The sequence below is a fragment of the Corynebacterium sp. HMSC074C11 genome (assembly GCF_001809455.1).
Lineage (GTDB): Bacteria > Actinomycetota > Actinomycetes > Mycobacteriales > Mycobacteriaceae > Corynebacterium > Corynebacterium amycolatum.
Window position 1 is genome coordinate 58,882 of sequence record NZ_KV797736.1, and the last position, 21,537, is coordinate 80,418.

At 58.8% G+C, this 21,537-nt stretch carries 17 protein-coding genes; 12 read left to right on the forward strand and 5 right to left on the reverse strand.

What is annotated here, in order from left to right:
- Window positions 1-6: 6 nt before the first annotated feature.
- From HMPREF2614_RS06710 to HMPREF2614_RS06720, 3 genes are all read right to left on the reverse strand, one after another.
- The gene (locus tag HMPREF2614_RS06710) at window positions 7-1,623 is read right to left on the reverse strand and encodes an alpha-(1->6)-mannopyranosyltransferase A (protein ID WP_070560595.1); all 1,617 of its coding nucleotides are present in this window, start codon (window positions 1,621-1,623) and stop codon (window positions 7-9) included.
- A gap of 86 nt (window positions 1,624-1,709) precedes the next feature.
- Window positions 1,710-3,410: a phytoene desaturase family protein gene (crtI, locus tag HMPREF2614_RS06715; protein WP_083300213.1), complete on the reverse strand. Its 1,701-nt coding sequence runs from the start codon at window positions 3,408-3,410 to the stop codon at window positions 1,710-1,712.
- Between the two features lie 18 nt (window positions 3,411-3,428).
- A complete protein-coding gene (locus HMPREF2614_RS06720; protein WP_070432119.1) occupies window positions 3,429-4,541 on the reverse strand; it encodes a polyprenyl synthetase family protein in 1,113 nt (370 codons plus the stop codon).
- A 66-nt stretch (window positions 4,542-4,607) separates the two neighbouring features.
- On the opposite strand from HMPREF2614_RS06720, the gene metF reads away from it, so the two are divergent.
- Window positions 4,608-5,594: a methylenetetrahydrofolate reductase [NAD(P)H] gene (metF, locus tag HMPREF2614_RS06725; protein ID WP_038625834.1), complete on the forward strand. Its 987-nt coding sequence runs from the start codon at window positions 4,608-4,610 to the stop codon at window positions 5,592-5,594.
- 3 nt (window positions 5,595-5,597) lie between these two features.
- Here metF and HMPREF2614_RS06730 read toward each other — a convergent pair whose 3' ends face one another.
- Both HMPREF2614_RS06730 and HMPREF2614_RS06735 read right to left on the reverse strand, forming a co-directional pair.
- On the reverse strand, window positions 5,598-6,272 hold the full coding sequence (locus tag HMPREF2614_RS06730) for an LppM family (lipo)protein (protein WP_070432118.1): 675 nt from the start codon (window positions 6,270-6,272) through the stop codon (window positions 5,598-5,600).
- On the reverse strand, window positions 6,253-6,843 hold the full coding sequence (locus tag HMPREF2614_RS06735; protein ID WP_070432117.1) for a GNAT family N-acetyltransferase: 591 nt from the start codon (window positions 6,841-6,843) through the stop codon (window positions 6,253-6,255). Before HMPREF2614_RS06735 ends, HMPREF2614_RS06730 begins: the two co-directional genes overlap by 20 nt.
- A 206-nt stretch (window positions 6,844-7,049) precedes the next feature.
- On the opposite strand from HMPREF2614_RS06735, the gene HMPREF2614_RS06740 reads away from it, so the two are divergent.
- The 11 genes from HMPREF2614_RS06740 to ftsW all read left to right on the forward strand — a co-directional run bounded on the left by HMPREF2614_RS06740 (window position 7,050) and on the right by ftsW (window position 21,537).
- Window positions 7,050-7,538, forward strand: coding sequence for an SAV_6107 family HEPN domain-containing protein (locus tag HMPREF2614_RS06740; RefSeq protein WP_070432116.1), 489 nt, complete (start codon window positions 7,050-7,052; stop codon window positions 7,536-7,538).
- A 230-nt stretch (window positions 7,539-7,768) separates the two neighbouring features.
- Window positions 7,769-8,212 carry a DUF3040 domain-containing protein gene (locus HMPREF2614_RS06745; RefSeq protein ID WP_070432115.1) on the forward strand — a complete coding sequence of 148 codons (444 nt, stop codon included), beginning with the start codon at window positions 7,769-7,771 and terminating at the stop codon, window positions 8,210-8,212.
- A 708-nt stretch (window positions 8,213-8,920) separates the two neighbouring features.
- A complete protein-coding gene (mraZ, locus tag HMPREF2614_RS06750) occupies window positions 8,921-9,352 on the forward strand; it encodes a division/cell wall cluster transcriptional repressor MraZ (protein ID WP_005510286.1) in 432 nt (143 codons plus the stop codon).
- Between the two features lie 259 nt (window positions 9,353-9,611).
- The gene (gene rsmH, locus HMPREF2614_RS06755) at window positions 9,612-10,652 is read left to right on the forward strand and encodes a 16S rRNA (cytosine(1402)-N(4))-methyltransferase RsmH (protein WP_070432114.1); all 1,041 of its coding nucleotides are present in this window, start codon (window positions 9,612-9,614) and stop codon (window positions 10,650-10,652) included.
- Window positions 10,653-10,717: 65 nt separating this feature from the next.
- Window positions 10,718-11,530 carry a cell division protein FtsL gene (locus HMPREF2614_RS06760; RefSeq protein WP_070432113.1) on the forward strand — a complete coding sequence of 271 codons (813 nt, stop codon included), beginning with the start codon at window positions 10,718-10,720 and terminating at the stop codon, window positions 11,528-11,530.
- Window positions 11,531-11,700: 170 nt separating this feature from the next.
- Entirely contained in the window at window positions 11,701-13,782 is a 2,082-nt protein-coding gene (locus HMPREF2614_RS06765; protein WP_081913945.1) for a peptidoglycan D,D-transpeptidase FtsI family protein, read from the forward strand.
- A 138-nt stretch (window positions 13,783-13,920) separates the two neighbouring features.
- The gene (locus tag HMPREF2614_RS06770) at window positions 13,921-15,495 is read left to right on the forward strand and encodes a UDP-N-acetylmuramoyl-L-alanyl-D-glutamate--2,6-diaminopimelate ligase (RefSeq protein ID WP_070432111.1); all 1,575 of its coding nucleotides are present in this window, start codon (window positions 13,921-13,923) and stop codon (window positions 15,493-15,495) included.
- Window positions 15,496-15,627: 132 nt separating this feature from the next.
- The gene (gene murF / locus HMPREF2614_RS06775; RefSeq protein WP_070560596.1) at window positions 15,628-17,154 is read left to right on the forward strand and encodes a UDP-N-acetylmuramoyl-tripeptide--D-alanyl-D-alanine ligase; all 1,527 of its coding nucleotides are present in this window, start codon (window positions 15,628-15,630) and stop codon (window positions 17,152-17,154) included.
- Entirely contained in the window at window positions 17,155-18,261 is a 1,107-nt protein-coding gene (gene mraY, locus HMPREF2614_RS06780; RefSeq protein WP_070432109.1) for a phospho-N-acetylmuramoyl-pentapeptide-transferase, read from the forward strand.
- Window positions 18,258-19,736 (forward strand): UDP-N-acetylmuramoyl-L-alanine--D-glutamate ligase, encoded by a 1,479-nt coding sequence (gene murD / locus HMPREF2614_RS06785; RefSeq protein ID WP_049182135.1) that lies wholly within the window; start codon window positions 18,258-18,260, stop codon window positions 19,734-19,736. The genes mraY and murD overlap by 4 nt, the downstream gene beginning before the upstream one ends.
- Window positions 19,729-21,537 carry a putative lipid II flippase FtsW gene (gene ftsW / locus HMPREF2614_RS06790; protein ID WP_049182133.1) on the forward strand — a complete coding sequence of 603 codons (1,809 nt, stop codon included), beginning with the start codon at window positions 19,729-19,731 and terminating at the stop codon, window positions 21,535-21,537. The genes murD and ftsW overlap by 8 nt, the downstream gene beginning before the upstream one ends.

The window sequence follows — 21,537 nt, forward strand, 5'->3', positions numbered from 1 at the left end:
GGACAACTATGTGACCTCGGTCGACCGCGGCAGGGGCGCCGCCGTGGAATCCGTGTCTGCGGCGGTTTTATCGTCGCGCCACGGGTACTTCCAGCTGAATTTTCCAGTGGTCAGCCAGCTGACGGCCAACCAGCCGAGAACGGTGATGATAACCATCCAGGGCACGTCGTAGAAGCGGTGATTGCCGCCGCCGGCGAACGACAGTGACAGGATGAATGTGAACAACACGGTGCCTTGAATCACCCATCGTGGCGGGCGAATTGTTCCCATGGGAGTCAACAAGCTGGCGTAGTACCAGGGCAGTGCCACGGCATTAAAGACGCAGGCCACCACATAGGCGGCAATCATGCCAGCGACATTGTTACGAGGGGTGGATCGGAAGTAGAACCAGGAAATCACGAGCCCCACCAGCATGATGACAGAGGAGACCACGCGTGTGTGGCTGACGATGATGTTGAAACCGATGTCGTCGTTGAACCACGCCATGACGCCGGAGATCACACCAGCGACCGCTGACGGTGCTGCCAGTGGGTTAATCACCTTGGTATTGCCACTGATTTCGGAGATCCAGCCCCAGCTTGAACCGGTCAGCCAGGTCACCACTGCAAGCGTGCCGACGCAGACTGCGACCAACACGATGCCAACACCGGCAATCGCCGGAATCTTCCGCAGCATCTTATGAAGCGTGGTGATGGGCTCGCTCCTAGTCAGCACGATCCACACGACGAAGGGCAGCGCCAAGACAGCGGTGGCTTTCAGAGCGACGCCGATTCCGATGAGGACAGCAGCGATCAGACCACCCGGCAACCGCTCCATGCACAGTGCGGCGACGAGCGCCAAGCTGACCAAGCCGACCATCAGTGCTTCGTTGTGCATACCCGCAATCAGATGCAGTAGCACCAGTGGATTGAGCACTCCGAGCCACTGTGCGAAAGCCGGATTTGCTCCAAGCTCCCGGGCGATTCGCGGGATCGACCAGACAATGGCGGCGAAGCCCAGCAGGCACACCATGCGGTAGAGAATCACACCGACGGTGATGTTGTCGCCGACAATCCGCGTGATGACCTCGCCAATTCCCAGATGCAGCGGGCCATATGGGGTGGTGGTGTTCCGCCAGTCTGCGGATACCTCCAGCAGCATTGGCCCTGGATTGGCTGCAGCTCCCTCGGTGTAGGGATCAAACCCATCGCGGACCATCGCGCCCTGCATGAGATACGAATAGACATCGCGAGAGAACAGCGGTGCGGCCAGCGCGAGGGGGATTGCCCAGGTCAACAGGATTGAATTAAATCGGCGCAACGTGGACTCATCGCCGCCAGTGCTCGCTAGCGCCATAGCATCTGCTGTGGCTCCAGAAGGGGCAGAACCAGCCACAATGTCCCGGATAGTCCCCTTCGAGAACAGCAGTTCCCGCCCGATGCGCAGCCACGAGATAAGCAGCAGGGCGATACCTACCCAAATCACAATCTCACAGAAAATCTGACCGTGACCGTAGGTAATCCAGTCAAGTCCCAGAGCGTGGACAAGGCCGCCACGGTAGCGGTTCGCACCGGAACCGTAGGAGCCCAGAGCAATGAGGATGCCACCGTAGACACCCAGCTGAGCACTCCGCGATAAATTCATGTCAACCTAAACAATCGATACATTGCTGATGCATTAATCCTAGTTGGTCAGTGACCACCGGCAGACATCCGGGAGACATTCAGGAGCTAAGGCGTTTCAAACCGCTGTGCCGCAAGTCGTCCAGAAATCATGACCGTCGGCACGCCAACTCCCGGTACCGTCGTCGATCCTGCCAGCGTCAGATTCTTTGGCATCTTCGGAGAGAAGTTGCGGGGGCGGAATGGCCCCGTCTGTCGGAACAGATGCGCCAGCCCAAACGGCGAGCCAACGCCCATGTCACGTTCTTGCCACTGTTGAGGGGTATCGATCCGACCGACTCGCCACTTCGTAGAGATCCCGGTCAGTCCGCGCCGCTCCAGCTCAGCGGTTATGTTCGCGACGTAGTTCCCACCGATTCGCGACCAAATCAGATTGGCCGACTGCACGTTGGGGCACGGCGCGAGCACGCTGACGGGCTCCCACTGCACGCCGTTCGCATCTGTGACGATACGCTCCGGCGCGCTCACCGCAGGCCGGGTGACCAGCAATGACGGGTCCGACATTAGCTTTCCATGACGCGGTGACGAGATTTCTTCAAAGGTCTCGTTCCACTTTTCGCCAAAGGAAATCAGGTGATGCCGTTTCGGCCACGTCGTCGTCTCCGAAACCGGAATCAGTCCGTGCGCCACCACCGCCGATGGGGAAAATCGAACCGGGAACAGCCGCCGCGCTCCTGTCCGCTTTACGACGCTCCGAAGGCCTCGCCGCTTCGATGAGCTACTGGCGGCAGAGGTAGTCGCGTCGTGAAGCCAGCTCTGCACCACAGGTAAATCGGTAGTAGCGATGACGGCATCGGCGGGACGCTCGCCAGTTGATGTGGTGATGGCGGAGACAAAGCCTGCCTCGTCGACTTTCAGTCCAGTGACTTCAACGCCGAAGTCGATGGTTCCGCCAGCTCGGCGGACGGCCTCGGCGAGCAGTTCGCTGACGGCGCCCATACCCGACCCGAATGCGGGGGAGTGTGGATAGTAAACCCCCATCGAGGTATCCATGTGGGAAATGCAGCCGTAGACCGCACGGGCCTTAGCAGGAGGTACACCTGCGTAAAGCGCCTGGAAGCTGAAAACGCGAGCGAGATCATTATCTCCGAGGAAGGCACGAATCTTAGGTTCGAGGGCGCGGAAGGCACCGAGTCGGAGGAGCGTAGTGAGGTCGCGAAGCGCGCCGGGCCCGGTGAATAGGTCCGTAACGCGGTCAAAGCTGCGGGACATGAAGTTGTCGAAGCAGGCATTGAAGAGACTTTGCAGCCACGTGCGGAGTTTGCGGTAGCCGGTGACGGTGGAGTCAGAGGCGCCGAAGCGGGCGAGCTCATCGGCCATCATGTCTTCGTTGGAAAACACGTCGAGCCCGCCGCGGGTGGCAAATTCCGCACGGTAGGTGGGCGTGATTGGGGAGGCCGAAAAACCCGGGTCGATATCGCGCGCGTAGAGGCCGACGGCGGCGAGGGCATCGTCGACAAGCGAGGGCATGGTCCATACAGTTGCGCCAGTGTCGAAGACTGCGGTGAGCGATTGCTCGTCGATGTCGACGGTGACGGGTTCACTGGCGCAGCGTCCGCCGACGAAACTTTCCCGCTCGACAACGGTGACATCGTAGCCATCGGCGATGGCGTAGAGCGCGGCGGTAAGTCCAGACAGACCTGCGCCGATAATCGTCAGTCGTGGTTTGGTGCCCTTATGAGGACGAGTGACCGCACGTCGCAGGCGCGGGGAATTACTGGGGGCACGAGTGGGGGAAGCAGCGGGCATGACTACGCAACACCTGGCCTAATGCTGACGAGCGGTGGCGCGAAGGCCCATAGCAATGAGGTTTTCGCGCGAGGTTGCAGGCAGGTCGGCATTCTCGATAGTGGTGAAAGCGCGGCTGGTCAGGCGGTCAATTTCACGTTCGACGGCATCGGCAGCGCCGGATTCAGCGATGAGATTGCGTAGCTCATCGATTTCTGCAGCAGACGAGACTGTTCCCAGGCGTTCATCGATAAAGCGGGCCTTTTCAGGTGCGGAATCTCGGTAGAGGCTTAAGGCCTGGCCGACTAGGACAGTTCGCTTGCCCTCGCGGAGGTCATCGCCGGCGGGCTTGCCCGTGACTTCGGGATCGCCGAAAACGCCCAGCTGATCGTCGCGGAGCTGGAATGCCGCACCGATGTCGCGGCCGAAGCTGCGGTAGGCCTCAACCAATTCCGCTGGCGCGCCGGCAATCGCGGCACCAATGTGGAGAGGCCGCTCGATCGTGTAGGCGGCGGTCTTGAACAGATTGATTTTCTCAGCGGTCTCGACGCGACTGTCCCGGCTGGCTTCGGCTGTGATATCGAGCAGTTGGCCGCCAAGTACTTCAGTGCGCATCGCCCGCCAGGGGACAAGTGCGCGGGTTAGTGCCTCCGAGCTGAGGCCTGACGAGTGCATCATGTCATCAGCCCAGGTCAAAGCGACATCGCCAATGAGAATCGCGGCGGAAATACCGAAGCGGTCGGCGGCTCCATTCCAGCTATTGGCCTCGTGCTTGGCCTCGAATACCTTGTGGATAGTCGGTGCGCCACGGCGCGTATCAGCGTCATCGATGATGTCGTCATGAATGAGTGCGCAGGCTTGAATGAGTTCCAGGGCACTCACCGCCTTCATCACAGCCTGGGAATCCTCGGCTGGGGAGAAACGGCCTTCGAGGCCGCCTGCTCCCAACCATCCCTGCCAGGCGAAGGCTGGACGCACGCGCTTGCCCCCATTGAGGACGAAGGAGTGGAGCGAATCTATGGCCTCGGTGTACCCCGCATCGACCGACGCGACATCGTCACCACGGCTTTTAAGGTAATTCTCCAGCGTTTTGGTAACAGCAGTTGGTACTTCGTGGGGCTGCAGCGCGGCCAAATCCAGTTCTTCGCTCATGTGAGCCTCTCGTCGATGACGGGTAATGCTGACTCAAGAATAGGACACCGCTTAGTATGAGTGACTATGTCCTCAACAATGCCACTGTCGCCAGGCCGCCAAGTGACGATCCGCCAGGCGCTTTCAATGCCGAGCGCGGGCAGTATTCCCTTCTCGGTCGAGTTCATGCCCCCGCGTGACGACGCCGCCGAGGAACGTCTTCTCCGAGCAGCTGAGGCTTTCCACGATCTTGGCGCCTCCTTTGCATCGGTGACCTACGGCGCCGGTGGTTCTAGCCGCGACCGCACCCTGCGAATCGCCCAGCGCGTTTCGAAGCAGCCGCTTACAACGCTTGTGCACCTGACATTGGTAGAGCACACCGTCGACGAGCTGCGAGAAATCCTGCGTTCTTACCTCAGCGCGGGGCTGACGAATCTGCTCGTTCTGCGTGGTGATCCGCCGGGAGACCCCCTTGGTCCTTGGGTGGAGACCGAGGGCGGTCTGCACTACGCCAGCGAGCTGATTGAGCTGATTAAGGCCGAGCCGGAGTTCGAAAAATTTGAGATCGGCATTGCGTCGTTCCCGGAAGGACACTACCGCTCGCCAGATTTGGACCATGACACGCAGTACACGCTTGCCAAGCTGCGCGCGGGAGCCGAATACTCGATTACTCAGATGTTCTTCGATATTGAGCACTACTTGCGCCTTCGAGACCGCCTGGTGGAAGCCGACCCAGTGCACGGTGCCAAGCCCATCATTCCGGGGCTGATGCCGATTACGTCGCTGCGCTCAGTGCGCAGGCAGGTTGAGCTCTCCGGCGCGCAGTTGCCATCCGATTTGGAGGAACGCCTGATTAAGGCAGCGGATGGTGACGAGCAGGCCAATAAGGATGAGATTCGCAAGATTGGTATCGAGTTTTCGACCAACATGGCAGAGCGTCTCATCGCCGAGGGCGTACCGGGGCTGCACTTTATGACTATGAACTTCGCTCGCGCCTCCCAGGAGGTTTTGCACAACCTCGGCATGGCACCCGCATGGGGCACCGGCCAGGATATGCTGCGCGGCGGTTTTTAATTGCTAAAAGTCCTGCATGTCGCGAACTCTTCGCGCCCACAGGACACCTAGCACTGAGGCTAGGACACCGGCGGCTGTGGTCACACCGGCAAATAATAGGAATTGATTCCGCTTGGTGGATCCAGCCGGCGACGAAGCCCATACATTGTGGTTCTCGCCACTGGCGAGCTGCCATTCCACCTTGTTCGGTTCGGTCTGGCGGCCATTAGAGTCAGTAACCTGCTCCGGGAACGCGACGACGAAATCAACTTTCGCGCCGGGCAGGTGAGTCAAATCCATGTGGCCGTTCATCGAAATCTTGCCGCCACCGCTACGGTCTAGGTCGATGTCTACGCGATCGTCGGAAAGCTGTCGGAGCGTATCGGTGAGTTCAATGAAGTGCAGCTCGTTGAACGAGACTTCCATCTTTCCTGTGGAGGAGTCGATTACTCCCTGTGAGACGCGGTCGGAGAGATCTTCTGGTACTTGCCACTGCTCAAATTGCGAACGGGCTTCCTCCGTGGGCGTTACGTGAATTGTGCCCGAGACCCTGTCGTCGCCGGAAATGGTAATGCCAGCCTGCGCGTCAAAGCAGCCGCTGAGCGGCAAGATGGCGGCAATTCCGGCCATTGCTGTGGCAATGCGCAGAGGCGAAAGCCGTCGACGTGGTGTGGAAGGTTCACTCGGTGATGATGTCACGGGGAAGATCTACTCCTAGAACTGCAAAGGGACGGGAGTCCCCTGTGAAATAAAAGTTCCTTAAAACATCCTTGAAACCAAATTGGCGGTAGAGCTGCCATGCCCTATTGGCCTCATTCGGGTATTCCGGAGTTGACAACAGAACTCGCGTCTCTGGGCGGGAATCGACCAACTCACGGAGCAGCCGTTTACCGAGTCCCCGCCCCTGAAAGCTGGGGTGTATGTGAATCTCAGACAGTTCGGCGTAGTTGCCCAAGAGCCTGACGACGTCCGGTAGCGAGCGCCCGTCCATGAGCAGTCCATCTCTTACCTGGCGATACCACCAGTGCGTGTTCAATCCTGTACGGCAGTAGCCGATGCCAACCAACCTGCAGCGCGGGTCGCGGAGAGCCTGGGCAGGGGAGAGCTGTTCGGGGTGAGCTATGGCTGCAGCAGCCATGAAGCCGGGTTGAGTGGTTTGTTTCTGCCATTCGTGGAGACGACCGGGCAAGATTGCGGGGTTGTACTGCATCGCGGTGATGTAGAGAGCCACTGCTTCTTGCAGGCGGAGATTGAAGTCTCCTGCTGTCATCGGAACCACGCTGTATTTCACAGTGACCAGATTAGCGACTTAGACGAACTTAGTTGTGAGATTACTGCAATAACATCGGGTCGAACAGGTGTGCGAAACTATGCCTGGCGCAGTCCGGGGTTGGGGATAAATTGCAGTCAATCCCGCTAAGGAGAAGCGGAAAATCTGTGCTCATGTGAATGCTGTGTGAAAGGAGAAGCAGGGCGGTGGCAAGGTCGAACGTGGTGGAGTTTAGGGCGATTTCGCAGTCGGGTTCGGTCGCCCCGGTCGGTGTCTCAAAGCAATCGCTGGAGCTGCTGGGGCGGGCAGAGGCTCTGCTAGTGAATGCTCGGAATGCCGGTTCTGATGAGATGCTGGAGCTTTCCTACTGTGCGGCGCTGCGCTGCGCAGGTGCGCTGTTGAATCGTGACGATGCGTCGGTGGCTGGGGGTTCTGGCTCGGGCCCTCGTTCGGGCTCGGCAGTTAAGCGTCGTCGTTCGGCAACACAGAGTGCCTGGTTGCGTTTAAAGAAAGAGCAGCCTGAATTTGATAGCTGGGTCACCAAGTTTGAGCAGTTCACCGCGCTGCGTGAGAAAGTCCGGTTGGGTATTTCGCGTCGCATTGACTCGCGGCGGGCGCAGGAGTTGTGGGATTTAAGTTGTGCATTCTTGGGGGCTGTCCGGGCTGAGTTGGGTGTTCTGCCCGCGGCTGCGTAAGCCGGTGGGGGCGTGTTAGAGCGTTGCTTTCCTAAATAAATGGGGGATTGTTCGGATTCATGGAACAATAGAGGTGGGTCGCCCGTTGAAGGGGTAAGAATGAAGCTAACGGACGCCGCGTTAGCAGCACGTGGCCTGTAATTAACTTTGTTGTATCGGCATTGTTAGTTGAGGGGTCAAGGCTCGCCAGTATCGCGGTGGGCAATGCTCAAGTAGGCGATGGAGGAATTGTGGGACTATCTGAGCACGAACAGCGGATGCTCGACGAAATCGAGTCTGCACTCTACGCTGAGGATCCTAAATTTAGTTCGACGATGGCCGGAAATGCGTTCAGCTTTCCGGAGGAAAACAGCGCGCCTCGTGGGTTTTCCATTCAGGTTTTTGCGCTCATGCTCCTCGGTCTGCTGATGTTGATTGGCGGCGTCGCTCTTTTCTCTGTGAGCAATTGGTTCATTGTGTTGTCGGTTGCCGGCTTTGGTCTTATGTTCGGTTCCGGCGTTTGGGCTCTGACTGGCGCCGGTAAGCAGGAGAAGGCTAGTTCTGCTTCGGGGCTGAACTTTGGAAAGTCTAAGTCTGGAGCGGCAAGGAGTCGTCGAGGAGCCTCGGGTGGTCGTGGTTCCTCTGGTGATTCCACGTTGGAATCACGTTTCCGTGGCCGCTTCGAGGGGCGTTAGGGGATAAGCCTCAAGAATTAACAGTGAGGGCAAGTCAGCGATGGCTTGCCCTCACTTTTTTGTTTTTCTGGATGTGAATCGGCTCCACAAGATCTCACCCACTTTGCCCCACCGCGAGTCCCCACTTTCCCCCACTTAGCCATTGGGGTGGAGGAATTCTTGTCTGCAGTCGTTGCTGGCATTCCTGAAAGTTTGGCTCCGGCGATACAAAGTTGCAGTTCAGCGGGCTAAGTCCGGCGACCAGGTTGAATCTGGATAGTTTTTAGTAGGTAAGTGGTGTGTATTGGGGTGCAGGCCTTCTGTTGTTAACTATGTGGTTGGTGTGGCGTCGTTATCTGTGAGGTTGCGGGTGGGTGCCCCACTTTTTGTTCGCACTTTAATTGTCGAGGAGTTTCTTTAAAAGTCCATGTCAAGTGGGTTAAATCAGATGTCGCGGCGGTGGGGTTGCGCTGATATTGCGGCTATTTTTCTCCTTCTTGTGTTGATAGTGGCAGATAGTGGGGTAAAGTGGGGCGTGATGTTGATTGAGGTTGGTCAACATTGCAGAAGTGAATATCCGATTTGCGCTTAAAGTTTGGCGAGATTTTGGCACGGCGGGAAAAGCACGGCCCTCCGGCTCTGCTTGAAGGCAATGCCTAAATCCCTTAATTCGGTAAGCGTTTGTGCGTTGACATTGAGGTTGACACGGGGATAGGAGGCCAGTGACGCATGTTTCTGGGCACCTATACTCCGAAGCTTGATGACAAAGGGCGCCTGACGTTGCCGGCGAAGTTCCGCGAGGATCTCGCAGGTGGCCTGATGGTCACTAAAGGGCAGGATCATTCTCTGGCGGTGTATCCGAAAGAGGAGTTCGTCAAACTAGCTCAGCGGGCCACTAAGGCCTCTCGTACGAATGCCAAGGCGCGAGCTTTCATCCGAAATCTTGCGGCGAGCACCGATGAGCAGCGCCCCGATGGTTCCGGGCGAATCACGTTATCGATGGATCACCGTCGGTACGCGAATCTCTCCAAAGAGTGTGTGGTTATCGGTTCTATTGACTTTCTGGAGATCTGGGACAAAGAGTCCTGGGAGGCCTACCAAGCGGAGCATGAAGCTGATTTCTCCGAAGGTGAGGATGACTCGCTGTTCGGCGTTTTATAAACCGCTTGGAATAACCGAAAAGAGGGAATGTCCGCATGGACTCTGCCTGATAGCCCCTGGTGTACTTCCCCGATACCAGGTTCTGTCAGGCGGGGCCCTGTGAACATCCCCGCTTTTTGTTTAAGCACCGATAGCAGCATTCCCAGTAGTGCACATGAGGTGCGGTCTGGTTGCTGGCGCGGCACTCGTCGTCAAGCAAACCGGGAATACACTCGATAGATTCTCTGACCAGTGCAAACATACCCGGTGAGGAGGGGAAATGAACGGATCGGTGCCTGCGGATGATCGCAAGTCCGGCGAGTTTGGTCATGTCCCCGTTTTGCTTCATCGAGTAACTGATTTGTTGCGCCCGGGCATCGAGGCGCTGGGTGATGACGCAGTAGTTGTCGACGGCACTCTTGGTGCCGGTGGGCACACGGAATATCTGTTGGAGCAGTTCCCGAAGCTCTGCGTTGTTGGGCTCGATCGCGATGACAATGCATTGCGCGGGGCAGAAGAGCGTCTCGCGCGTTTCGGTGATCGCTTTGTAGGGTTCAGTGTGCGTTTCGATTCGCTCGCCGAGGTCCTCAGTGGTGAGATTCCTGCAGCCGCTGGTGGAAGCGGCGCGGAGAACATTCTTGCCCGCGCCGCTGAGAAGGGTATCGCCGGTGCGCTTTTCGATCTCGGTGTTTCCTCGATGCAGCTTGATCAGGTCAATCGTGGGTTCGCCTACCGAGTCGACGCCCCGTTGGACATGCGCATGGATGCAAGCCAGGGGATTACCGCAGCGGATGTGCTCAATACCTATTCGCACGGTGATATCGCGCGCATCCTTTCGACTTACGGCGACGAGCGCTTCGCCGGCAAGATTGCCTCGGCAATCCTGCGTGAGCGGGAAAAGGAACCGTTTACCACCTCCGGCCGTCTGGTTGAGCTGCTCTACGAAACCATTCCGGCGGCATCTCGCCGTAAGGGCGGACACCCGGCCAAACGTACGTTCCAGGCTCTTCGTATCGAGGTAAATCGTGAGCTTGAAGCTCTAGAAAATGTGCTGCCGCAGGTCTGCGATGCACTCGCAGTCGATGGGCGTGCAGTGTTCATGAGCTACCAGAGTCTGGAAGACCGCATCGTTAAGAAGGACTTTGCGGAGCGTGTGAAGTCGACAACCCCACCGGGGCTCCCGATGGAGCTTCCGGGGCATGAACCGCACTTTGCTCTCATCACGAGAGGTGCGGAGAAGGCGTCGGCAAGCGAGATCGAAGACAACCCCCGAGCCGCACCGGTGCGAGTTCGCTGTATCGAGCGAATTCGAGCCGATTGACCCAACCCTTTTCAACCGCACCAAACGAACCCTTCACAATCTAAGTACTGGGAGAACTTTCGAGCATGGCAACGACAATCACGGAGCACGCCCCCACCCGGCGCACCTCCCGCGGCGCGTCTGCAACCGTCGCCGGTGCCAAGACGAAGACTCGTCAGCGCGGTCGCAGCGCCCGCACGGAAAAGGATCTTTATCAGCGTCGGCGGTTTGGGCGCACAGGTTCTCAGCAGGTTATCTCGGTGCGGGGGCGTCGCGTTACGACGTCCTCGAGGGATAGCCACAAGTTTGCCGGTGCGGCTCTAATGATTTTTCTCGTTGTCGCGGGCATCGTGATGGCGATGTTCCTGTCTGGTATTTCGACCTCGACATCCTTGCAGCTGGATGCTGCGCAGACCAAGGAAAAGGAGCTGCGTAACCAGCTGGAGGTGCTCGAGCGGGATGTTGCTTACATGAAGTCAACCGGCGCTATCGCGCAGCGTGCTGTGGAAGAGGGCATGGTCAATCCGGAGCAACCTGCCGTTTTAACTACTGATCCGGAAGGCAAGGTCGTGGAAGTGCGACCGGGCGATGAGAAGCAGCAGGAGATTATCGACCTCAACAGTGAGTCGCCGAATAATCCGCATGCGCCGTCGTCGAACCCGAAGGACACCGAGAATGTTCCGGGGATGCAGGCACCGGCTATTGAGGAAGCGCACCCACGTCCGAACGGGTTGCCGGCAACTGCTCCGTATGCGCCGCAGAACCACGCACCTGCGCCGGCACCGGCACCCGCGCCTGAGGCTGAAGCGCCAGCGCCAGCTCCGGAAGCGCCGGAAGCGCCAGCCTCGGCGCCGGAAGCGCCGGAAGTGCCGGCGCCCGAGCCAGCGCCAGCACCGTAGGAACTGAGAAACTAAACACGGCCAAACTGGCCAACTGTCCGATATTCTGGCGGTTCCACTGTTTCTGGTCAGGCGACTGTAGACTAATTAATTCAGTACTCGCGATGGCAGGGAATACCGCCTAACGTTATCGCGCGCGGGAGAATCGACTTAGTAGAAAGCACTAGCGCATGATTCGATCTGAAGACGACTACCCCAACCGTGGAGGGGGGTATGACTTCGGCGAACGTGCTTACCGAATTACATCCCGTGAGCGCAGAGACCAAAGTCGAGTTCGGGATGGTCAGCGCAGCCGGAGGCTCGATGCTAATACCAACCGAAGCGTGCCCCCGCGCGAAAAAATGCGCATTAGTAATAAGGACTTCATCCGGCGTCGCAACTGGCTGCAGTTTATAGGCGCTATCGCAGTCGTAGTGCTGGTCTCCCGTTTGGCTTGGGTGCAGCTCGTCGCAGGTCCTGACCTTTCTGCGGCGGCACAGAATCAGCGCACGGTGGAAGTTGTTGATGCAGCTCGGCGCGGTGCGATTCTCGACCGTAATGGAGCTCAGCTTGCCTTCACGATGGAGGCACGCAGTATTACCGTGCACCCGAACACTTTGCGCAAGTGGATTGGGGACGCACATAAGCAGCGCCCGGATGATGTCGCTGCCTACGACGAACGCCTCGAGCAGATCGCCAAGGATTTGCCGAAGCTACTCGAGGTGGCCGACATCGACGCGGAGAAGTCGGGAAGCAGTCGCCGTCGTCAAGCGGAACCCGAAACCGAGGAGAACTCGGTGATGAGCGCGCCGTCCCGGGTGAGCTCGAAGGACATTCTGGAGAAGCTGCGCAATGAGGACAGCACCTACGAGGTGCTCGTGCGTAATGTCGATCCGGACAAGGCCGCTGCCATCGTGGAAAAGTATCCGGAACTGGTGGCGGAGCGTCAGGATATTCGCCAGTACCCGAATGGGGCGACGGCGGCTAACGTCATCGGCAAGATTGGCATGGATGGCGTCGGCCAGTTCGGCTTTGAAGCCTCTCGTGATGCCACTTTGCAGGGTATTAACGGTGGCAAGACCATTGATATCGCCTCCAACGGTGTGGCAATCCCGGGATCCACGCGCGATGTTCACGCGGCTGTGGACGGTACGACATACGAGCTGACCCTGGACCTAGACATGCAGTACTTTGTCCAACAGCAGGTCAACCAGGCGAAGGCCAACTCGGGAGCGAAAGATGCGTCGGCAGTTGTACTCGACGCGAAGACCGGCGAAGTGCTAGCAATGGCGCAGGCGGACACGGCTAACCCGAATAAGGATATGGGGGCCGAGCTCGAAGAGGGGCGCACTATCGGAAACTCCGCTGTATCGAACCCATTTGAGCCGGGCTCTGTAGCAAAGATCATTACCGCCGCGGCCGCCATCGAAGACGGCAAGACCACACCGGATGAGGTTCTGCAGGTCCCGGGCACTATTGATATGGCGGGTGTCACTGTGCGCGATGCATGGGACCACGGCACGGAAGCTTTCACGACGACCGGTGTATTCGGCAAGTCCTCCAATGTCGGCACCCTAATGCTGGCAGAGCGTTTGGGGCAGGACCGCTTCGCGGAGATGCTGCACCTCTTCGGGCTGGGGCAGTCCACGGGTATCGAGTTGCCCAGTGAATCGTCCGGCCTGGTGCCGCAGCGTCCGCAGTGGTCTGGCGGTACGTTTGCGAACCTGCCCATTGGTCAGGGTATGGCCATGACACTGCTGCAGATGACAGGAGTTTTCCAGGCAATTGCCAACGATGGCGAGCGCATCCCGCCGCGTATGATTCGCTCGACAATTTCCCCGGACGGCACGAAGACGGCAACGGAGCGCCCGGAAACAGTGCGTGTGGTTAGTCCGGAGACCGCCCAAACTGTGCGCGCCATGTTTGAAGGCGTTATGCAGTCTGATCCCACGGGGCAGCAGTCGGGTACCGCTGCCGGCAATAGTATTGAGGGATACTCGCTCACAGGCAAGACAGGTACGGCGCAGAAGGTCGACCCCGACACCGGCGCGTACTCGAATTCCAAGTACTACATCACGTTTGCAGGCATCGCGCCTGCCGACGATCCCCGTTTCGTCATTGGCATCATGCTTGACGAACCCCAGCGTGGTGTCCATGGTGACGGCGGCCAGTCAGCGGCCCCACTGTTTAAGGACATCGCCGCTTGGGCGCTTAACCGCTACAACGTACCGCCGTCGCCACCCCGCGAGGGCAAGTTGTTGCTGCAGCCGTAACGAGGTCACCACCACAATGAAGTTACCGCGGCAGCACTAATACACAGACTTTTATTACTTTGGTTTCTGCAAAGTGAATCTCTTGAATTTTTCCAACCTGTTGTACACCAACGACTGACTTGAAAGAGGGAACAGCCAATGACCGCCACCCTTGCGAAATTGTGTAACCTCGCCCATGGCCGACTTGACGGCATTACCGAATCCGCGGCGGCAGGAGCGGATATCGCCGCAATCGAACTCAACGCTGCCGACGTACCTGAAGGCGGAATGTTTGCTGCCGTCCCAGGTACTCGCACGCACGGTGCGCGCTACGCGCAGCAGTCGGCTGCTACAGCGATCCTGACTGATGAGGAAGGTCTGAAAATCCTGTGGGAAGCAGGGGAGGCTCGCCCAGTCCTGGTTGTCGACGATGTCCGGGCTGTCATGGGGCACGTTGCTGCAGAAATCTACGATCACCCCTCGGATTCACTGACCATCATTGGGGTGACAGGCACCTCTGGCAAGACCACCACGACCTACATGCTGGAGGGCGCGCTGCTGGCAGCTGGATGCTCGACAGGCATCATTGGTACTACCGGCACGCGCATCAATGGCCGTGCCGTTCCGTCGAGCCTGACTACCCCAGAGGCTCCGGCCCTCCAGCGCCTGTTCCACCAGATGCTCTCCGAAGGCGTGACGCATGTTGTCATGGAGGTTTCTTCTCACGCACTGTCGCTGGGGCGTGTAGACGGAGTCAGTTTCAACGTCGGATGTTTCCTCAATCTCTCGCAGGATCACCTGGACTTCCACAAGACCTTGGAAGAGTATTTCCAAGCCAAGGCCAAGCTCTTTGATCCCGCAGGTTCGACGCATGCACCGAAAGCTGTCGTGTGCATTGACGACGACTGGGGTGTCCGCATGGCGGATATCGCTGCCGGCGACCCGGATGTCCAAGTCACCACTGTCCACACTCAGCATCGCGTAACCGACAAGACACCAGCTGCCGAGGTTTTTGCAGAATGGCACGCCGCTGCAGCGACCGTCACCACTAATGGTGTCCAGCATGTGGAGCTAACGCGAAATAACACTCACACAGTTGAGGTGGAAGTTCCTCTGCCGGGTGCTTTCAACGTTGCCAATGCCACAGTTGCCTGGGCTGTGCTCGATGCGGTTAGGCATGCCAATGACGCGGCCAAGAGCGGTCTGGCACAGGTACGTGTGCCGGGTCGGATGGAGCGCATCGATCGCGGACAGGACTTCCTGGCTGTGGTGGACTATGCCCACAAGCCAGCCGCAGTAGCTGAGGTGTTGGCCACATTGCGTGCACAGACCGAAGGTCGCGTGTTGGTTGTCGTCGGCGCCGGTGGCGACCGCGATAGTGCCAAGCGTCCAATTATGGGAGCTGAGGCTGCTTGCGGTGCCGATGTCGTCATCATCACTGATGACAATCCACGCTCTGAGGTGCCCTCTGAAATCCGTGCGGCCGTGGTCGCTGGTGCGAAGGAAGCCGTTGCCAGCGGCAAGGCCAGTTCTGACACGGTTGTTGAGGAAATCGGCGATCGTGGCCAGGCAATTCGCCGTGTCGTCGAGCTTGCCCGCAGCGGCGACAGCATCGTGGTGGCAGGCAAAGGGCACGAAACCGGCCAGGATATCGGTGGCGTGATTCACCCGTTCGATGACCGTGAACAGCTGGCTGAAGCACTCACACAGCGACTGGAAGGATTCGCTGATTGAGATTGCCGAAATCGCTGAGGAAGCACACCACCTGACATGCCTACCGCGAACCACTCGCGGTAGGCGAATAAAATCAAGAAATCATCCTTTACTAGGCGCCTGGAACTCTAACCAACAAGGACTATAGACATCATGATTGCCCTGACCGCCGCGGAAATCGCTCACATCGTGGGAGGTGAACTCGTCCACGTCGATGATGACGCCACAGTGACTCAACCCGCAGAATTCGACTCCCGAAAGATCCGCGAAGGCTCGCTCTTCCTAGCCCTGCCGGGCGCGCGGGTCGACGGTCACGACTTCATCGATCAGGCTATGGCAGCTGGAGCGACGATGGCACTGGCGGCACGAGATGTTGGGCAACCTGCGGTCGTCGTCAAGCCCCTTGGTAAGCAGGACTCCAATGCTGACGCATTTGCACACGATCCGGATGGGTCCGGGGCGGCGGTGCTGGAAGCGCTTGGTAAGTTGGCGCGTTACGTCGTCGACGAGCTGAAGAAGGATCAGCTGCATGTCGTCGGTGTGACGGGTTCGGCGGGAAAGACGTCGACGAAGGACATGATGGCGACGCTGCTTCGTACCGACGGTCCGACGGTGGCTCCGAAGGGGTCGTTTAACAACGAAATTGGGCATCCGTACACGGTGCTGCAGTGCACTCCGGAGACGAAGTACCTAGTTGCGGAGATGAGTGCGCGCGGAATTGGGCATGTGGCCCACCTTGCGCGCATCGCACCACCGACGATCGGTGCGGTGCTCAATGTTGGTACGGCGCACCTTGGTGAGTTTGGCTCGCGCGAGGCAATCGCGCAGGCTAAGGGCGAGCTCGTGGAAGCGCTGCCGGCTGCGGAGCAGGGCGGTGTGGCCGTACTCAATGCCGACGATGACTACGTCACTGGCATGGCTCCACGTACCCAGGCGAAGGTGGTGTTCTTCTCTGCCGATGAGAACTCCGAACGCCACGCAACTGCGGATTACCGCGCCACGAATGTGCAGCTCGACGATTTTGCTCGTGCGTCCTTTGACCTGCATATACCGGATGGGCGTACATTCCCGATCCAACTGCAGGTCTATGGTGCGCACCAAGTGGCCAATGCCCTGGCGGCGATTGCGGTGGCAGCGGAGTCCGGTATTGATGCTGAGCAAGTCGCAAAGGCGATGGCCGCGCATGTGGCAGCGTCGGAGCGGCGCATGGATGTCCAGCAGCTCACTGGCAATATCGTCGTTATTAACGACTCCTACAATGCCAACCCTGATTCGATGCGTGCGGGGATTGATGCTCTGGCTTGTACAGCAGCTGGCCCAACGCACCAGGACGCCTCATCGTGGGCGGTGCTGGGACAGATGGGGGAGCTTGGCGATTCCGCTGAGAATGAGCACTCGTCACTGGGCGAGTACCTTGTGGGCCGCGGCATCAATCGACTAATTGCAGTCGGAGAGAGTTCTAATGTGCATGCCTTGGCCGACAAAGCGGAAGAGTTGGGGTTAAATACTTCTAGGGTGCCGGATACATCCGCTGCCGCGGATTTGGTGGCGGCTGAGGTGCGTCCGAACGATGTTGTGTTAGTCAAGGCCTCCTACGCGGACGGTATGTGGCGGGTCGCGGACTCGCTAGCTGCCAAGGTTGGAACTGCGCCCGAAGGTGAAAGCGGAGAGGAAAAGTAAGTGATTCAACTTATTCTCAGTGGTGCGATTGCATTCCTGGTGAGTGTCTTTTTAACACCAGTGCTTATTCGCAAATTCTCTGCTGAAGGTCTTGGCCAGGAGATTCGTGAAGAAGGGCCAAAGAGCCACCTGCGCAAGCGGGGAACTCCGACCATGGGCGGCATCGCCATCATCGCCGCAATCGTCGCTGGCTATTTCCTCTCTCACCTCGTTACGTATATCCAGACTGGCGTGGGGCCGTCCGCCTCCGGTCTGTTGGTCATGTTCCTGGTTTTGGCGATGGGCGCATTGGGTTTTGCCGATGACTTCATCAAACTCTACAAAGGCCGCAACCTGGGGTTGAACAAGACAGCGAAGCTAGTGGGGCAACTGGCGGCAGCGTTGATTTTCGGCGTGCTGTTGCTGCAGTTCCCGGATGCGTCAGGCTTGACTCCGGGTACGACGAATTTGTCGCTGATTCGAGATATTCCGTTCCTGAATCTGGCTCCGGGGCCGGTGTGGTTCGGCATGATTGTCTTCCTGGTATTTGTCTTCATCGTCATTGCTGCATGGACAAATGCCGTCAATCTCACTGATGGCCTTGACGGCCTGGCCGCTGGTGCCACCGCGCTGCTGCTGGCCACCTACACGCTGATTTCCTTCTGGCAGTTCCGTAACTCCTGCGACGCTTCGCTGGGTAGCGGCTGCTATGACGTCCGCGATCCACTGGATATCGCCGTTATTTCCGTCGCGGGTCTGGGCGCCTGCTTGGGCTTCCTGTGGTGGAATGCAGCGCCGGCAAAGATCTTCATGGGAGATACCGGTTCGTTGGCTCTTGGCGGTTTGGTAGCGGGTCTGTCATTTGTCACCAAGACTGAGCTGCTGATGGTTATCATTGGCTTCATCTTCGTGATGGAAGTTGCTTCCGTGGCAATCCAGATTGCGGTTTTCCAGACGACTGGCAAGCGCGTATTCCGCATGGCTCCTCTCCATCACCACTTCGAAAACGGAGGTTGGGCGGAGACAACTGTTGTCGTTCGCTTCTGGCTACTCGCAGGCATTTTCAACATGATTGGTGCAGCCATCTTCTACAGTGACTGGCTCTCTCAGGTAGGCGTATTTCAATGATTAACTCACCAGACCCGACCAACCTCACCGATATCCGAAACCTCGACTTAGTCGCTACGGTGCGCTCTGGTCGAGTTCTGGTGGCAGGAGCCGGGGTTTCCGGTCGCGGTGCCATTGCGATGCTCAAGGACATCGGCTGTCCGGAAGTTGTCGTCGTGGACGACTCCGCTCTCGGCGCACTGGTTGCCGCTGACTTTTCGGTTCGGCATGTCACGACCGCAGACGCTCGCGACGAGCTTGCCGACGCGGTTGCGATTGTGACCTCCCCGGGGTGGCGTCCGACCAGTCCGCTGTTCGACGCAGCCGCTAAGGCCGGTGTCCCGGTATTCGGCGATGTGGCGCTGGCTTTCGCTGGTGACTGTGCCCAACTGTGGGGGCCGAAACGTACCTGGTTGGTAGTCACCGGCACTAATGGCAAGACCACAACTACCTCCATGCTGGCCGCCATGCTCGGGGAGCAGGGCGCTGCTGTGGGCAACATTGGCGTGGCTCTGTACGATGCACTGACCGCTGAGCCTCGTATCGAGGTGTTGGCCGCAGAGCTGTCCAGCTTCCAACTGCACTGGGCGCCGAATATTCGCCCAGATGCGGGGGTACTGCTGAACCTGGCGGAAGACCACATCGACTGGCACGGTTCTTACGAAAACTACGGTCTGGACAAGACCCGTGCGCTGCGTGGTGCTGTCGCAATCTACGGCGCGGATGACGCCGATGTCGTCGAGCACGTGGAAAAGATGCTGAAAAACGATGAGCTCGGCAACTCCGTCGTGGGCTTCACCGATGGTCCCCCGGAGGCACACCAGGTCGGAGTTCGCGATGGCATGATTGTCGACCGCGCTTTTGGCGGTGGCGATGCCGCAGATGACGACTCTGAGCCGGGCATTGTCATCGCACCGGTAGCGGGAATTTCTCCTCCCGGCCGGGCAGGTGTTCTCGATGCGGTGGCCGCCACCGCGATGGCGCGCAGTATCGGTACATCACCGGAGCAAATTGCAGCGGCGCTGGAGACTTTCGAAGTCCGCGCACACCGCGGTCAGATCGTCCATAAGACAAATGATGTCGTGTGGATTGATGACTCCAAGGCCACCAATCCCCACGCTGCCGACGCGGCACTGTCCGGCCATGAACGTGTTGTTTGGATTGTCGGTGGCCAGCTCAAGGGCGCGGAAATCTCGCCGCTAGTGGCAAAGCATGCTCATCGCCTGCAGGCCGCCGTGGTTCTGGGCGTCGATAGGCAACTAGTCAGCGATGCGCTCTCCCGCATCGCACCTGCTGTGCCGGTCGTTGTCATCGATGACACCGACAAGGTCGATGCCATGGCGAAGGTCTGTATGGCAGCTAGTGAATATGCCAATCCGGGGGACGTGGTGCTATTGGCACCAGCTGCCGCCAGCTTGGACATGTACTCCGGTATGGCTGAACGCGGCGACTTGTTCGCGCAATGGGCGCAGAAGGTGACATCAACTGATGGATAACTCCCGCAAGGCTCGTAATTTAAGCGCTAGCGCCGCGACAGCACAAAAGGGGACGAAGGCTACCAAGTCACAACAGCCCTCGTCGTCAAGCACTAGTGCTCGAGAGCGGCCGGCGTGGGTGGAGCGTTTTAACGACTGGAAGTCGCGCCCGCTGTTCGACTACCACCTGCTGATGATTATCGTCGCACTGCTGACGTCTATCGGCCTGGTGATGGTGCTGTCGGCATCCATGGCCAGCGCGGGTAACGACTCGGGCAGCGTGTGGTCGGTGTTTATCCGCCAGCTGGTCATGGTGGTGGCGGGTCTCATCTCCATGTGGATCGTGCTGCGAATGCGGGTGGAGCTGATTCGCTCGCTATCGACGGCAGCGCTGATTCTGTCCTTTGTGCTTCTGGTTTTGGTGATTATTCCTGGCATCGGCATTGGCCTGGAGGAAACCGGTGCGCGTTCGTGGCTGAGTATTGGTGGTATCACCATGCAGCCATCAGAAATCGCGAAAATTGCGCTGGCATTGTGGGGCTCGAAGCTACTGGCTGAGAAGGTCCGCACTGCTGTGTCCTACACCGATTTGTTTGGGCTGTTTGGCGCGGTCAGCTTCGTGATATTGGCACTGGTGATGCTACAGCGTGACCTCGGCATGGTTGCTTCCATGGCGTTCGTCGTGGTGGCGTTGGCGTGGTTTGCTGGCTTGCCGCGAGTCTTTATCACCGGGCTTCTTGCTGCAGCGGCTTTTGCCATGGTGATTTTCACCGTCACCGCGGGTTTCCGTTCGGCGCGAATCAGGGTCTACTTGGACTCGCTGCTCGGTAACTTCAACGACGTGCAGGGCGATGCCTACCAGTCCTACCAGGGCTTTCTTTCGCTTGCCGACGGATCTCTCACCGGTGTCGGCCTCGGTCAGTCGAGCGCGAAGTGGGGATACCTACCGGAGGCGAAGAATGACTTCATTTTTGCCATTATCGGTGAGGAGACTGGTTTCCTCGGCGCGCTGATGGTTATTTTGCTCTATGCAGCGCTCGGCTGGGTGGGACTTCGTATCGCCGGTCGCCAGAACGATCCGTTTCTCCGTTTGCTCGCGGGCACGATTACTGCTGCAACCGTGGTGCAGGCTTTCATCAACATTGGCTACGTCGTTGGTGCGTTGCCAGTGACTGGTCTGCAGCTGCCGCTGATTTCCGCCGGTGGTACATCGGCGATGGTGACGTTGTTCTCGATGGGGCTGCTGGCCACATGTGCCCGCCACGAATCGGAAGCAGTCTCTGCAATGCAGACTTCGGGCCGTCCGGCGCTGGATAGGTTCCTGGGTATTCCGGAGCCGATTCCGTATGACGAATCGCGTCGCCACGCGCCGAAGGTGCGTGCCCATCGCGATCCGCAACGCTTCGGCCCTCCCGTGGTGACCAGTGGTGCGCGTACTCCACGCGGCGAGGGGGCGCAGGTGCGGGAAACCTACAGCGGTCGAGCTGACCGATTCAATCGGGCCGGCCGTAGTGGAGGCAGCCGCAGTGGTCGAGGTGCAGCTCCGCAGCGTGGCTCCCGAACCTCCGGCAGCTCCGGAAACTCGGGCAGCGTTCGTGGCCGCGAAGTGGATTATTCCTCTCGTAGTGACAACGGACGGGCTTGGGGATTTACAGCGAGGTCGCCGCGGGCTGGACGGTCACAGGGCTCCTGGTCGTCGTCAAGCTCAGGTCGGGGCAGTAGGATTCGGGGCGAAGGCCGTGGCGGACAGTCGCGTTCGCGCCAGCGCCCGGGCCGAAACAATAGGAATGGCGGTTCAGCACCGCGGAGGAGGAATCGATAA